The organism is Pseudoalteromonas sp. 78C3 (assembly GCF_002836695.1).
GTDB classification, from domain to species: domain Bacteria; phylum Pseudomonadota; class Gammaproteobacteria; order Enterobacterales; family Alteromonadaceae; genus Pseudoalteromonas; species Pseudoalteromonas arctica.
Window position 1 is genome coordinate 16457 of record NZ_PJAV01000155.1, and the last position, 14750, is coordinate 31206.

12 protein-coding genes are annotated in these 14750 nt (G+C 36.1%); 5 read left to right on the plus strand and 7 right to left on the minus strand.

The features are described 5' to 3' along the window. Positions 1–41 precede the first annotated feature (41 nt). From CXF76_RS13495 to CXF76_RS13505, 3 genes are all read left to right on the plus strand, one after another. Positions 42–386 carry a hypothetical protein gene (locus tag CXF76_RS13495; protein ID WP_101163942.1) on the plus strand — a complete coding sequence of 115 codons (345 nt, stop codon included), beginning with the start codon at positions 42–44 and terminating at the stop codon, positions 384–386. After that, on the plus strand, positions 383–835 hold the full coding sequence (locus CXF76_RS13500) for a GNAT family N-acetyltransferase (protein ID WP_157823353.1): 453 nt from the start codon (positions 383–385) through the stop codon (positions 833–835). The genes CXF76_RS13495 and CXF76_RS13500 overlap by 4 nt, the downstream gene beginning before the upstream one ends. Before the next feature lie 119 nt (positions 836–954). Beyond that, complete coding sequence (locus CXF76_RS13505) at positions 955–1671, plus strand: HAD family hydrolase (RefSeq protein WP_101163944.1); 717 nt, start codon at positions 955–957, stop codon at positions 1669–1671. Between the two features lie 56 nt (positions 1672–1727). Here the strand turns inward: CXF76_RS13505 and CXF76_RS13510 are convergent, their stop codons facing one another. From CXF76_RS13510 to CXF76_RS13520, 3 genes are read right to left on the minus strand one after another with little or no spacing between them, the layout of a single operon-like run. Further along, entirely contained in the window at positions 1728–2492 is a 765-nt protein-coding gene (locus CXF76_RS13510) for a dCTP deaminase domain-containing protein (RefSeq protein WP_101163945.1), read from the minus strand. A 9-nt stretch (positions 2493–2501) separates the two neighbouring features. After that, entirely contained in the window at positions 2502–3752 is a 1251-nt protein-coding gene (locus tag CXF76_RS13515; protein WP_101163946.1) for an LlaJI family restriction endonuclease, read from the minus strand. Between the two features lie 11 nt (positions 3753–3763). Then, a complete protein-coding gene (locus CXF76_RS13520) occupies positions 3764–5209 on the minus strand; it encodes an McrB family protein (protein WP_101163947.1) in 1446 nt (481 codons plus the stop codon). A 99-nt stretch (positions 5210–5308) separates the two neighbouring features. Between CXF76_RS13520 and dcm the strand changes: the two genes are divergently transcribed. Further along, a complete protein-coding gene (gene dcm, locus CXF76_RS13525) occupies positions 5309–6610 on the plus strand; it encodes a DNA (cytosine-5-)-methyltransferase (RefSeq protein ID WP_101163953.1) in 1302 nt (433 codons plus the stop codon). Positions 6611–6642: 32 nt separating this feature from the next. Here dcm and drmB read toward each other — a convergent pair whose 3' ends face one another. From drmB to CXF76_RS13545, 4 genes are all read right to left on the minus strand, one after another. Beyond that, on the minus strand, positions 6643–8499 hold the full coding sequence (gene drmB, locus CXF76_RS13530) for a DUF1998 domain-containing protein (protein WP_101163948.1): 1857 nt from the start codon (positions 8497–8499) through the stop codon (positions 6643–6645). A gap of 2 nt (positions 8500–8501) precedes the next feature. Further along, positions 8502–11576, minus strand: a complete 3075-nt coding sequence (locus CXF76_RS13535; protein ID WP_101163949.1) for a helicase-related protein — start codon at positions 11574–11576, stop codon at positions 8502–8504. Continuing rightward, positions 11566–13728, minus strand: a complete 2163-nt coding sequence (locus CXF76_RS13540) for a UvrD-helicase domain-containing protein (protein ID WP_101163950.1) — start codon at positions 13726–13728, stop codon at positions 11566–11568. The genes CXF76_RS13535 and CXF76_RS13540 overlap by 11 nt, the downstream gene beginning before the upstream one ends. Positions 13729–13824: 96 nt before the next feature. After that, entirely contained in the window at positions 13825–14004 is a 180-nt protein-coding gene (locus CXF76_RS13545) for an AlpA family transcriptional regulator (protein ID WP_101163951.1), read from the minus strand. A gap of 143 nt (positions 14005–14147) precedes the next feature. On the opposite strand from CXF76_RS13545, the gene radC reads away from it, so the two are divergent. Then, a complete protein-coding gene (radC, locus tag CXF76_RS13550) occupies positions 14148–14675 on the plus strand; it encodes a RadC family protein (RefSeq protein ID WP_101163952.1) in 528 nt (175 codons plus the stop codon). Positions 14676–14750 lie beyond the last annotated feature (75 nt).

The following is a 14750-nucleotide window of genomic DNA, read 5'->3' on the forward strand; positions in this document are numbered from 1 at the left end:
CACTCAACTGAGTGGCTCTTTTTCATTATTAGGAGTTTAAGATGGAATTATACAAACAAGAACTTGGTCAAAACTTTGACCTCGGCTTTAACCTAAAAAATCACCCTTACTTAATAGATAAAAGCTGGCACAATGATCTTTGCCCTAGCTTCTATTTTAAAGTAGGCGAACAGTATTATGTACTATGGGTTGATTATGCTGACATAGAGCAAAGAGAGGAAGATACGCCTAGATATGTAATTGTCGAAGCTATTAATGAAGGAAGTAATGAAGAACCGGAGGTTTATGCTGGTGGAGGTAAAATAGCTTTTCAATGTGAAGTTTTTACTGAATTGGAAGAATGGCTAAAGTTATACCAGACAAGCAACCCAAGCGTGAGTATATGAAAGAAGAAGAGTATATAGAGCATAATTATCGCATTAAGCTTTGCTGCGACTCAGAGTATTTAAAAATAGAAAGCATCACCCCTAACTCTCAATTAGGTCATATGCAAATGCATGTAACTGATGGAAAGCTAGAAATACGAGATCTATGGATAAACAATAATCCGGTGGACTTTAGAGGAAGGGGGATTGGTTCTATTTTAGTTAAACATGCTTTTGATTATGCAAAGAAAAGAAATATTAATGTTGTATTTGGCTATACTCAAGTCAATGACGTACGGGTACATAACTTCTATAGAAAGCAAGGCTTTACAGTATGTACAGATAAAAAAAGAAATGTTGCATGGTTCATTTCTTTTTTTAATAGTCAATTAAGTGCCCCCCTAGATTTAGACTATTTGGCTAAGTTGTGTAGGTTAAGTAATGAGTTTAGTATTAATAACTTCCTTTAAAAATTTCTTGAGCCCACTATAGTTTACTAACCACAAAGTACTTAATAGCCACAAAGAAAGCTTAAGGACTATTTCATCAGTATGCTAAAATGAACTTGATTTAGTAGCTAGAGATATAAATGAGCAATTCAAAAATAAACTTCATTCCTAAAATATGGTTCTTCGATATGGAGGGCACATTACTCCAAAAAGATTTCGCTTTAGATAATGGAAAGGTTGCTCCTAGTGCTTGGACCGTTTTAGCTAAATTAATTAGTGAGGAATGTTACTTAGAGGAAGAGTTATCAAAAGATCGGTGGAACGCTGGTGAATATGACGGCTACTTAGACTGGATGAAAGATACAATTCGTATCCAACAAGAACATGGCATAAAGAAATGGCATGTAGATGAAATTGTAAAGTCAGCAAAATTACATACTGGTGCTCATGAGCTAATAACATTAATAAAAGCGACTAATGCCAAGGTCGTATTAATTAGTGGTGGAATAAAGTCTTTAGCCGATAAGGTACAACGAGAGCTAAAGATAGACCATGCTTTTAGTGCATGTGAGTACTTTTTCGATGACTGCGGTAATCTAGATTTTTATAACCTTTTGCCTACAGACAACGAAGGTAAAGCTAGCTTCATGCAACAGATTGCAAAAGAATATGGTGTTTCTCCGTCTGAATGTGCATTTGTTGGAGATGGAAAAAATGATGTGACGCTTGCTAAAAGTGTTGGTATTTCAGTTGCCTTCAATGCCCAAAAAGAACTTGAAAGCGTAGCAAGTATCGTCATTAATCAAGGCGAAGGAAGAGAAGACTTGTCTAAAGTTGCACAGATTTTTCAGCTCTAGAATCAAACTTGCTTATAGTTGCCTTATTTCAATTATCTAATTATTTACAACAAAAGCTATTTCTCTTCTAATTGCTTTATTCTTTTTTCTAATACCTCTATTTGTAACTTCAGTACTTTTTGCTCTTCTGAAATTAATGAACCTAATTTGTTATAAACCATAGGAAGAAATATCGTCACGAGAGTTAAAAATATAACAACTATTAGTGATGTCTTACTGAGCTTTATCTCTGCAGCTTTAGAGGATACTTGTTTAGCAATATCATCTTGCAGCATCTTTCTATTTAAGAAGTATTTGGGTAGTCTTGATATTTCGTCTTTTTTATATCTAGCGTATGTGTAATAGTCATAATATCGTGTCTTTACAGCAGCGCTATTATCCCCATTAAAATCACCCAATCGGTGAAAAACGACTCTCAAGAATATATTTTCGTCCTGTAGCTCACTATTACTATCTAAGCTTAAATACTCCGAAGATAGATTAGTCACTAAAGTTGAGAGCGGGCCACAGAACCCGCTATCAACAATTCCTGTATTTAATGCAAGTAAGCCTTTTTGTGACAATTGATTTTTCAAAAAAACATAAGCAACATAACCAGGCTTCACATCTATCCTTTCCGATGAAATTAAACACACCATTTCTTGAGGCGCTATCTGATATGATGATGTCTCTTCTTTTTTCCCGTCTTCAGACCTCGAAATAATTGTCCTTACTTTTAAGTCAATACTGGATTTACCTAGATAGTCACTATCCAGTAGAGTACAACCAGAATAACTCTTAACTAAACCGAGTTTAATAGATTGTGCTGGAGATAACTGCATAACGAGTTCCTATAAATTTATATATTGCAGGGAAGCATAATTAGAAGTGATGTTTAGTGGATCTAAAAAAGAGCAAGTTATTGAAGGATAGTCAGTAAGAAAATCCTTCTCGGTAATTACAGAGTCTTTAGGTTCAGCCATATGTGCAGACTCAATTGGTCCCTTGTTACCAGGGAATATAAACATATTAGAGACATTGCTTTTAGGGTATATTGATTTTACTGCTTTTGCATAAAAAAACTGCTTAACTAAATCTGGCCAACCAGGTGCAGTTTCTAAACTTTTAGCGCAGTAATACTTAGCATCAATAACAGTAAAATCTCCCGTTTCAGGATCTCTAAGGACTATATCGGTTCTTTGCCCTTTCCTACCCGCCAACTTTAGTTCACCATTTATTTTATATACTGGCTTAGCTAGTTTTTCATTAATTGGAAAAACGTTTTTAAGCGTTTTTGATAGCATATGTTCCCACATACCTTCAAACTTTTTAACACCAATAGAAAAATCACTTCTTTGTGACATACTTTCTAATTTAAGATAGCTAATTAATTGTTTAATCAGGTAGATATCACGGTCAGAGTAAGCGCGTGTTAGCTCATTGTTTAGGTGATAAATCTTCGTATCATTATCCATTAATGAGGCAGGAACATCGATAAGCTGCTTAGTTATAGCTCTATCATCATCGTTAATTAACCAGCCGATTTTCTGGTCTAAATTACGTAAAACCTCCGCATGAATTTTCGCGGTTTCACAGTTGGAATATACTCGCTTGATAGAACCTACTAATTCTAAGTAAACAGAACTATCACCAGACGTATACGGTATAGATTGCTTAATCGTACGGTTCCAATCTACTTTCCCTGAGTTTACTTTCCTTTCAGATACCCGACGTGTAAAAAGACCGTTGTTGAAGTAGTCTTCAAATAAAGCAAATATTAAACCTAGGTACTCTTGCCCATGAATACCTTCATCAACTAATTCATCAGCATTTATAGCATTGTCTTTATCATCTAAATAACGTTTGAGTGCTTTAAGTAAAGTTGCACATACCTTCTTCGAGCTTGTCTGATCGGTTTCTTCATAGTCACTATTTCGGGGAAGAAATACAGCAATTTGATCGTCAAAGTTAATTAGGCCGCAAAACATAACTTTTTGTCCATTACCGTAAAGTAGCCCCTGCTTATTCAAATTTTGAACTAGCTTCTTGGGCATAGCTTTCACAATGCTTTGCCTATCTTCAAATAGATGTAATTTACGCATTTTAATTAAATCTATTCTGGTTGTTCATCTGCGACAATTTTCTGAACTTTTTGCGCTTCGATTAATGCCTTTGATAAGTTAGTCTCAAAAGTGTCAGAAAAAATAGGCTTACCTTCTCCAAATTGATGTGACAACTGACCAAAAGTACCTGCCACAACTGTATTAAAAATCACATCACGCTTTCCATGACGAAGTACATCATCCCAGAGGTAAACTAATATTTTACCTTTTAAGGTGTTATTAGCTTCCTCAATAGTAGTAAGTTCTTCATCGGAAACAAAGCGATGACCTAAAAGACGATCTTCGGGGACTTGCAAGGAAGACAGGGTGTCATTTACAACTTCAGCAAATATCTTCCAAGGTACTTCAGGCTGTGCGCCATCAGCAAACGTCAGTTTAAAATTGCCATTACCGGCCTGAGTAAAGTCTATTGGTAAATACTCAAATAACCAACGTCTCTTAAAAGCGGTGTCCATTGGCATGACTGATTGGTCACTGCTATTCATAGTGGCAAGAATTGACAAGTTGGAAGGTAAGTAAAGCTTATTAAACTTATCTGGTTCTTTTAGGTTTTCTTTAATATGAAGCAACATATCGGGATCTGAAACTTCTATCTTATATTGGCTTTCACCCTGTATATCTCGATCTAGCAGCTGAAATATCTCACCAAAGACAGCGGCTGCGGGTGCTCTATTAAGCTCTTCAATTACAAGATAAACATGTTTACCTGTATCACTAAGAGCTTCTATTAACGCCTTAGTGAATGGCCCTGGTCTAAACTCATAAGAAATCTTCTTATCACCATTCGCACCGGCCAACATAACAGGCTTTAAAGCGCCTACAAAATCACTATATTGCGTGTCAGGATGAAATACAGTTACATAACGACATTGCTTATCTGTTATTTCATTTATGGAATGACTCTTACCTGTACCTGGAGCACCGTAATAAATTTTATTTAAAGCTTTAACAGCACCAGTATCAATGTGTTGGTCAGCAGCTATAGACTTTAAATACTCTTCATTATCTGGAATTTGACTTTCAATATAAGTAATAGCTTTAGTAACTGTATCTGCAGATAAGTGTAATTTTTTATCGTTGTAATTTTCGTCGAGCTGATTGGCCTTGTATAAGACTTTATTTATGAGGCTAAAGAGAGGGAGCGTTTGAACTGTAGATAAAGCGTTCACAGTTTCTGAAGTTAAAGTATCCGAAAATAGATTTCTCATATCACCTTCAACATACACAACAGCATTAAGATAGCGCTCTAAGTTATTTTGGATGTCATTCAAAGTTTGCAGTAGCTCAACAAGAGATAGGTTGAAATACTTTTTACCTCCTCTTCTTCCTGTATTAGAAAAAATAATACTGGGTGAAACATTCCTATAACTTAAATCCATATCGCTTTGAAGTTCGCTGCACTCACTTATTAGCATATCAATTCTTTGTTCAGCCATTGTCAACTCTCCTTTTATTTATTGACTGTTCATTTGTACAGTGCTAGTCTGCCAGGTATAAAACCGGATAAGCTTAATTGCATCATGAGTACCGTTATAATGAACAAAGATATAGCATGTGAAATCAAAAGTATACGAGAAAACTTAGGTTTAGGGCGTACTGAATTTGCGAACTTACTAGGTATGGCCTCTACTGGCGAGCGAACAGTTAGAGGATGGGAAACTGGCGAACATAAACCTACTGCAAAAAAGCTTACTGATATACTCAATTTAGAATCGGAATTAAAATCTCATTTAGAGAGTGCCCCCTTCAAACAGAAACCTTTATCAGAATCTGAGTTTACATTTATAGATTTGTTTGCAGGGATTGGCGGGATAAGATTACCTTTCCAGAAGCTTGGTGGACATTGTGTATTTACCTCTGAGTGGGATAAATTTGCGCAAAAAACATACCTAACTAACTTTGGTGAAATGCCTAATGGCGATATTACTCAAATAGCTGCATCAGATATTCCTGATCATGACATCCTTTTAGGTGGCTTCCCTTGCCAAGCTTTTTCTCAAGCTGGCCTCAAACAAGGTTTTAGTGATACCCGTGGAACCATGTTTTTTGAAATTCAAAGGATACTCACTGAGAAAAAACCTAAAGCTTTCGTTCTTGAAAACGTAAAGCAACTTCAGGGGCATGATAAAGGCCGTACTTTAAATACTATCTTAGATATTTTAAGAGGTAACTTTGATTTAGAAATTCCAAAAGATGTGCCTTTGAGTGAAGAGACAAGGCATGCGCTATCAGAGAAGTTAAATTATTGGGTTGATTATAAAGTACTTAGGGCGGGTGATTTTGGCGCACCTCAAAACAGGGAGCGTGTTTTCATTGTAGGATTTGATAAGAATTACTTTAAAGACTGTGACTTTGGTGAAGTATTTAGCTGGCCAACCCCACCTAAAACACCAACAAGAGTAGGTGATATTTTAGAAGACTTAAGCGCTATAGCTCCTAGTGATGATAAATTTACAATATCTGAAAAATTATGGGCAGGCCACCAGCGCAGGAAAGCAGAACATAAAACCAAAGGTAATGGCTTTGGTTACTCGCTGTTTAATGCTGAAAGTGAATATGCAAATACAATCAGTGCTCGTTACTACAAAGACGGCTCTGAAATTTTAATTGATCAATCAGAACTTGATAAACGCCCTCGTAAGCTAACACCTAGAGAGTGTGCTAGATTACAAGGCTTTCCTGAAGAGTACATTGTAGATGCAGTATCTCAAGGCCAAATATACAAGCAATTTGGTAATTCAGTTTGTATGAAGGTTGTAGATGCTTTAGCTGTTCAGATTATAGAGGCTCTCCACACAGCTAAAGCAGCAAAAGCTGAACATAAAAAGGCTTCTTAAAGCCTTTAAAATATATAAGCGTCGAAAGGCGCTTAACACAATAGAGATGAGAAGAAACCGACATCATCACCTTCAGATTGCCCAATTAAAAGCGCACGGTCTAAAAACATATTTCGTAATGCACAAGAAGTTTCTGAAATAAGCCCACAGGCGTGACAAGATGCTAGATTTAAGGCCTCACTCCCTTGCCCTTCACTATCAATACATAAAGGATCGGAAGAGCACCATTCAGCTTCATAGAGTGCATTAAAAAGAGTATTAACGAAATTATTAGGCTTACCTTGTCTTACCAAACCTCCAAGGGTTCCATCGGAAGCCGCTGATGCAGTTGAAATTAAAACACCACAATACTCTTCAGAGAAATATAATCTTTCTTTTAAAGAAGCGCTGGAATAACCACATTCTAATGATAACTGTCTGATTAGCAGGTGAGACAATGTGTGCAGCAAAATTAAACGCGCAGTTGGTTCAAGAGCCTCACCATCCATAGCGTTACTTAAAGTAGAACGTAGATAATTTTTTTTCAAAATACCAATTCGCTTTTGCACACTTAATTTACTCTCCCACTCTTTCAAGGTTTCATTGTTTAGTTCAAAATAAATTCCTTCTCCTCTATTTTCAATAGCAGGGAGCCAATTGAGCTTTTTATTTGAAATTGGAGCACATTTCACAGAAAAATGATTTGCTGTTATTGGACTTTCTAAGCGAGTGAACCCTCTGAATGCTATAACTTCCCGTAACCTATGAACTAGTGAAAGATTATTTATAAAAATAGATAAACTAGGGGTTGCTATGTCTAATTGTGATAAAGATACTTTTTCAACTTCGAAATCCCCTTCTTCTTGCTCATCACCTATATCCTCTGCAGGATAGTTTCTAATGAGAGCCTCGCGTTCTTCTGCTTTACGCTCCGCTTCTGTTCTTGCTGAGCTTTGGGCTTCTTTTAATGACTTTAATGCCTTAGTAATAGCGTCAGGCTCCAATGAGCTAAAGTCCTGCTTCTCGTAAAGCATATCGGCAACATCTTCTGCTCTTCGCCTGCCTTCAGTATACATTGTCGTGAATTCTTTATATTTAAGGCTCTGTAATAATTGTACTAATCGACTGGAATTAGGGGGAATCGAAATCGTTGAAGCCGTAACTGGAAAATATACATTTGAAGCGCCTCGCAATAAAGCCCGTATATTTTTATCGCATTCTTTACGAGAATTTAGCCAAGGGCTATTTCCATTACAAGAAATGTTTTTTAGTGCATCAGACCCAAGGGCTCCCTGAAGTGAGTTTTTAGCACCGCAATCACATTTAAGTATCATGCCATCTAGACCCGTTTTTTTTCCGTCTGATGATACCCTTACCCTGGGGGCAGAACATTTATCATTATTTTTGTGGGTCCAATATATCCATGGAAAATCATCAAGGTGATATTCTGACGCAGTCTCGCTTGGGTTTGAGCTATAGCATACACTTATTAACCTAGTTGGCACTCCCCACCCGTTACAATTACTACTCGCACAGCTAGGTATACCATCTGCTTTTTCATCAAATTGAGTGCCAATTACACCTAGATAGTGGCAATTACTACATTCAAGCCATCGAGGAAATCTTTTTGCCGGTATATAGTCGCTATTATCACCACTTGGAGGAGACTTAAGCTCCTTTACGTCCAACAACCTACATAAATCTATCTCGCTTATATTCTCCAGTTTATCCTCACGCCAGAAGTCTAAACCACTAACTATTGCTGAAGTAGTCCGTGTCTGCTTACTTTTTTGCGAGCGCACCTCAAGCATTGAACCTATACCAAACGTATTTATGCTTTGGCTTAAATTAATAGTGCCTGCAGGGTATTGCTTTTTAGGTACTACTCTTTTTTTTCGGAAACTGCTCATAATTACACATCCTGTATATACATACTAACTTTCACTTGCCCTTCAACATCGCGAACTGAGCGCTGCATTTCCCAAGGATCTTTACCATTTTCTTTTTGCTTTATTAAGTAATTACTTTGGTCATATTTATTTATTGCTGTCCATTTCAATGATTTTGATCTTTCAGCTTTTTCCTGCCAATCAAATAAAATATTTTCTAGGTGTAGCTTAGTATCTTCCTCTTCCTCTTCCTCAGTAGCTTTTACCCTTTGACAAATAGACTTCATTAAGAGACGAACTTTCTGCCTAAGGCTATCTTCCAAAATACGGACTGCACTGTCGTTAGGGTAAAACTCAGGGATCTTTAATCTCACCATAGCAATCAGAGCAGAATGAAGAGCCCGATCTCTCGCCCTTGAGGCGAATGGAGTAACACTGGAGGTCTCAACATGCCTATAAAAAGAGCTGTGGTAAGTATGAAATTTCTCATAATGAGAACGATCTCTGGGCCTCGTCCAATTATAAAGAGTAAAAACAATACCAGCGGTGCCATCATCTCGCCCAACACGGCTTGAAGCCTGTATATACTCAGATGTATTTTTTGGCTGGCCATTTACAATCATCGCACCTAATCTTGAAACATCAACTCCAACAGAAATCATATTAGTAGCTAGTACTGCATCTATAGGCTCTTTATTGCTATCTTTAGAAATAGGCCACTTTACGGAGAGCTCGTCTAAAATTTGAGGTATCTCTATTGGTGTTAACTTACTAGTCAATTCACTGAAACGTGAAATTTTTCTCGTATTAACACCTTTATCAACAGCCATAACTTCAAGGTATTTAGGAACATCATCCTCTAAAAGCAATAGTGAACTACCTAGTTCTCTCATACTGTTAAAATACATAACTAATGTATAAAAAGAATCTCGTACTTGCTCTTCTGTATACTCTGTAGCTTGAAAACAATTTGCAGCTAGTCTTGATAGAGTATGTTTAGGAGAGCGCCCTTGAGCGTGAACTCCTACATATAATCGACCGGGATCATTTTTATTACTTTGATAAAAATATGAATCATCTACGTTCAGACATGGTGGAGGAAATTGCATGGACTTCCGATTAAATAACTTTCTTACTTGAACTTCAGCTCGACGAATCGTAGCCGTTGATCCGACAATCTTTACTTTGTTATTTATACTTGCAATTTCATCGATTGCTGTTTCAAATAAAGCCGTTACAGTGCCAAGAGCATCACTAATTAAATGAAGTTCATCTTGGATTATTAATTGTAGAGGCGCTGCTTTTGTATTCCGCCCCAAAAGTCTTCCCATTTCGGGCGTGAACGGCATGTTGGCAAACTTATCAACAGTGCCAATGAGAAAGGTTGGAGGTGAGTTGTAGATTTGCTCATCAATGACCATCAAAGGTAATGGCGATGACTCGCTGTTGAATAAACACTCAGAACTACTACACCAAGTAATTAGCTGCTTGTTTTTAATAATCTGATGCTCGGTATTTAATGGTGAACCGCAGACTGGGCAACTCTGTAGAGGCAAAGTTGTTTCGATCTCATCACTCCCCATACTCAGTAAGTCATGTGCTTTCTGTAAGCTGTTCGGTGTAGCTCCTCCTCCAACAAATAAGCCTATGTCAAAATCTTTATATTCCTGAAGTTCAGGAACTTGTTTTTTTATTATATTTGCTGCGCAAATCATTAATGCGGCTCTTTCAAACTGCTGTATAGTTAACAACCGCAATGTATATCTAGTTATAACTGCAGTACCTGCAGCTTCTTCAACAGAGGACGCTATTAAATAACGATAAAAAATAAGTAATGCAGTAAGTCCTAAATAAGCCTCTGTTTTACCCCCGCCAGTTGGAAACCATATTAACTCCATAATCTCTCTATCTTTATGGTCTTCTAGCACTGTAGAAGGGGTTGAGAGCAAAATAAAAGCCAATTGAAAGGGTCTCCATCTAGGCTCAAAATTAAAATCACCACCTTTTTTGATAACACTTAATTCTATATTTTTCTGTATAGCTAAATTAGCGAGCTGAAAGGCTATAAATAACTTATCGTTATTTGCTAAAAGATTAATTCCCTCTTTAATTCGGTTGCAATGTTGAACGCAATTATCAATATTTTCAAAAGCGACTTTTTTTATCTTTGCTCTTCTGTCTCCATCAAAGCTCTTAAGGATGCCTTCAATGGAACATTCTTGTTCCTTGATCCATTTATCATACAGCTGCGGTAAATGATTGAGCTCTTGAATAACATCGCTTTTGGGGCTATTTCCTAAAAAGCTCATGGATAGAGACTTTGTATTTTTTAAATCAGCAATTTCTGGAGATGCTTTATAAACAACACTCTCAGGCATCCAACTTGTACGAAGGCTATTAGGTTTAATACCATCCCATTCTACCGCGCAGCCATGCCCTGTAGCGAAATGTACATAGTCTCTGTAAATTAGTTCATGTTGCCAAAACTCAGGATCATTATTTGTTATATTGTTTCGAACAGGAGCTTCAATTAAATATTCCGTATCAAAAATTATCTTGGTTTGATAAAGAACTCCATCACCATAAATTGATGACTTAAGCTTTTGATTAACTAACGTAAAAGTTAGAGTAAGAAAGTCTTGTGCCTCTTTTATTTTTAGACGGAAAGTTACGTTATCCACCTCTATTAATGGCTTCGTTTGGTCAAGCTCAAGAATATTAAACTCTAGCTTTCTATTGAATGGGACTCTTATCCAAAAAAGTTTACTATCAATTTTTTCTTCATTGTAAGTAGCCCAGCTAAGCTCAATCGAAGCATCGGTGATGCCTTTTCGAACATAACAAGTGAAGCCAATTGCACCTTGGTGGGATGCATTAGCCAAGTCCATAAAGCCGTCACTAGCTTCCACATCATGTTCTTTGTCTTCATCATAATCTTCTAGCTTAACTTTTTCACCAGCAGGCCAAATCATACCTGTATGATAAAAATCCCATGGTGCGACATCTAATTTTTCTTCATTTTCGTACGGCCCGATCATTTGCCTGCAAACTTCCGCCAAATATTTCTCTCGAGAATCACTATATTTATTATTTTTCATTTCGAAACTCCCATAAGCCTTCGAATATTGGCATATTAATTAAACAAGTAGGACCTAATAATTCTTCTAAGTTCTTGCTAGTACCGGTATAGACAAATGTTGAAAAGCTTTTAGGTATAAGCTTTCTGTTATTAGCTAGGCCATCCCTAATTTCGCTTATTCTCTCTAGCCTCGGCATTCTATACATTTTTATTTTCGTTCTTTCTGAAAGAGCTGCTACGACATAAACTTTTTTATATTCACTAAATAATTCAAAATTTATAGTTTTAGACATACATGCTCTTAAATCGTATTCCGAAATATTTGTAATACCATGAAAAAAGCTGCTCAGTTCAATCTCTTTGATGCCCTCTAAAAAGCATGAGTTTTCACAAATATAAGGGCTTTCTGTACTATTTCTCCAAACTTTTGGAATTTCATTCGAATATACATAACTAAAAGATTTTTCAGCCCTTGTAGCTGCTACGTAAAATTCATTGAGAGCATCACTACCAATTTCATACTCTCTTCTCTTTGAAAAGTATGCTACATGAGGATACTGCAATCCTTTAGCTTTATGGACCGTACTTATTGTGATATTTGGGTGATTAATATTACACTCTACTCCACCTCGCTCTTCTAGAATGCAAACGAGTAGATCAACTTGAATCAAATCTTTACTGTAAACACCTAGTTTTTTAAGGTATTCGATCTCGACTTCAGAATCAGAATTAAGCTTTTGATAGCATTTTGACAAGAAAGAAGATTTAGACATACTACGCTGCTTCCAAAATGCAAAAATTGTGTATATCCAACTTGGGGCTGGGATTCTTTCACAACCATAGTTTATTGAGCAATGCTGACCTAATCTTTCCAATTCCAGCTTAATGAGTAAACAATCAACATTTCTTATGCATAATATCGCTCCTCCTTCATTTACAGATGTTAGTGGGATCACTGGAGCAAACCTAGTACCAATAATAACTTCTTTATTTTGAAGTATTTCCTCTCGAAGAGAATTAACTAACTCGCATTGTTGCTCTGTTTTAAATCGGTAACTTTTGAATAACTCTATTGTTTTTGAATTACTACTTACAAGTTGTCCAAATGTACTTATGAATAAAGTGTTTGTTGTCTCGTTACGATGGGCTATTTGAAAATTCATTATTTGCTGGCAAGGGTCACCCAACAAGCTCACTGAACCATTTTTTTTCAAAATAAATTTCGTCAACTCTAAAACTAAATCAGCTCTACACCCTACTAAATCTTGGTACTCATCAACATAAATCCATTGGATCTCATCTAATATCGTGTTCCCTCCTAGATAGTTGTCTAACAAGATAGCTTTAACTTTTACTATATTTTCTTCAAAGTCATCCTTGGGCGCATTACCTTCTTGATTCAAAAGAACCTGATATGCAAATGAGTCGAATGATTGTACTTTCACTAAATCTAAATTTTTTTGCTTAGAATTATTCGCAATACTATTTATGCGTCCTCTAAGCTCTTTGACTGCATTTCTAGTAAAACTTAAAATGAGGATTTTTCGAGCATCAAAATACTGATCTAGTTGAGATAAGTGGACGTCTAAACGATGAACTATGCTATGGGTTTTTCCGCAACCTGGGGGAGCATTTAAAATAATAGAAGTATTAATTGATTGATCATAAAAGTCCTCGGTAATTTTTACTTTCTTTTTAGTTGCATCCTCTTTTAGTCCCCTTTTGTAAAATGACTGTAAAGCTAAAACCTCCTCTTTAGAAAGGTTGTAAAAGCTATCAACATTTTTAGCTAAAAACTCACCTACAGTTGGACGCATCCCTAAGCATAGCTCAGCTTTTTGCTTAATTAACATTAAGTCTTCAGGAAGTGTTATCTGCTCTAATGCGGAATCTAAATGAACAATTACAGTTGGGTATAGGTCTTTACCGAAAAGATTTAATTTGTTTTTAGTTATCTCTTTTCTTACTTTAGCCTTATTTTTCTCCGCTTTAATTTTCTCTATAAAAAACTTTTTTACATCACTTAACTGTTGTTTTTCATTATTTGAGAGGCTTTTATGTAGGGAAGGAGATAACCTATCTTTTTTGAAACGATGTAAATGAGCAGTTATTAATATAATATCGTGGTACTTCTCAGGTAAGTCTGATGTACTAAACTTTCCACTCAACATGTAATTTCCATATTACTAGCAGTCCTTGTAATCTTTTCCAAATTCAACAATACAAGATAATTAAAAAATGTAAACGATCTGTTTGATCTTCCCCCACTATTTTCTACTCCCTATTCTTTCCATTATCCAATCATCTACCTCTGACTCAACCCACGCTACAGACTTAGCGCCCAGCGATACTTGCTTCGGAAATGTCCCCTCTGCAATAAACTTATAAATACTTGAATGGCCTAGTGATGTTTTTTGTATAACTTCTTTTAATTTGATTAAACGCATTTGATGACTCCTAATTTTTGTCATCTAATGAGGGAGTTGTGTAAAAAAATACTTTTAGGCTTCCTTTGCTTTCCTAAAGCACTATTCCAAATATTTTGAAATCTATATCACTTTTATGAGCAAACAATTCATAAGAGGTCCACATGTTAAAAAGCCAACAATTACTAAGCACGAATAATACAATTTTAACTGATGATGAAATTGTTGATTTGGCATCAAGAATAATATTTCGACGATTAAAAAGAGAAGGCAAAATTAGCTCCCCAAGAACAACTGTAGATTTTTTAAAGCTGAAATTAGGTAGCTATGAGAGAGAGGTATTCTCAATAATTTACTTGAGTAATAACAATGAAGTCATTGAATACAAAGAGCTTTTTTTTGGCACAATTAATTCAGCCTCAGTGTATCCCAGAGAGGTTGTAAAGGACGTATTAAGGGTTAATGCAGCTAGTGTAATACTAGCGCACAATCATCCTTCTGGGAGCGTGGAGGTGTCTACAGCGGATAAGCTTATAACAGGTAAGCTAATCAAAGCTTTATCGTTGATAGATGTTGAGGTGTTAGATCATTTAATAATTGGTGACTCATACGCCTCTTTTGCTGAACTTAACTTATTAGCTCAACTAAAACAGGAGGTAGAATGCTTAGACGTAATAAAACTGCACAATTAGTCACTCACGTAATTGCAATTCTAATTATTTTACGTGACGTTATTAATGACGATTAAAATAGGGAGGCAGTACTGC

Excerpts from the sequence above, each read along its gene's own strand:
- CXF76_RS13540 (WP_101163950.1), bottom strand. The coding sequence starts at position 13,728 with ATGTTGAGTGGAAAGTTTAGTACATCAGACTTACCTGAGAAGTACCAC.
- CXF76_RS13495 (WP_101163942.1), top strand. The coding sequence starts at position 42 with ATGGAATTATACAAACAAGAACTTGGTCAAAACTTTGACCTCGGCTTT.
- radC (WP_101163952.1), top strand. The coding sequence starts at position 14,148 with ATGTTAAAAAGCCAACAATTACTAAGCACGAATAATACAATTTTAACT.
- dcm (WP_101163953.1), top strand. The coding sequence starts at position 5,309 with ATGAACAAAGATATAGCATGTGAAATCAAAAGTATACGAGAAAACTTA.
- CXF76_RS13535 (WP_101163949.1), bottom strand. The coding sequence starts at position 11,576 with ATGAAAAATAATAAATATAGTGATTCTCGAGAGAAATATTTGGCGGAA.
- CXF76_RS13515 (WP_101163946.1), bottom strand. The coding sequence starts at position 3,752 with ATGCGTAAATTACATCTATTTGAAGATAGGCAAAGCATTGTGAAAGCT.
- drmB (WP_101163948.1), bottom strand. The coding sequence starts at position 8,499 with ATGAGCAGTTTCCGAAAAAAAAGAGTAGTACCTAAAAAGCAATACCCT.
- CXF76_RS13500 (WP_157823353.1), top strand. The coding sequence starts at position 383 with ATGAAAGAAGAAGAGTATATAGAGCATAATTATCGCATTAAGCTTTGC.
- CXF76_RS13545 (WP_101163951.1), bottom strand. The coding sequence starts at position 14,004 with ATGCGTTTAATCAAATTAAAAGAAGTTATACAAAAAACATCACTAGGC.
- CXF76_RS13510 (WP_101163945.1), bottom strand. The coding sequence starts at position 2,492 with ATGCAGTTATCTCCAGCACAATCTATTAAACTCGGTTTAGTTAAGAGT.
- CXF76_RS13520 (WP_101163947.1), bottom strand. The coding sequence starts at position 5,209 with ATGGCTGAACAAAGAATTGATATGCTAATAAGTGAGTGCAGCGAACTT.
- CXF76_RS13505 (WP_101163944.1), top strand. The coding sequence starts at position 955 with ATGAGCAATTCAAAAATAAACTTCATTCCTAAAATATGGTTCTTCGAT.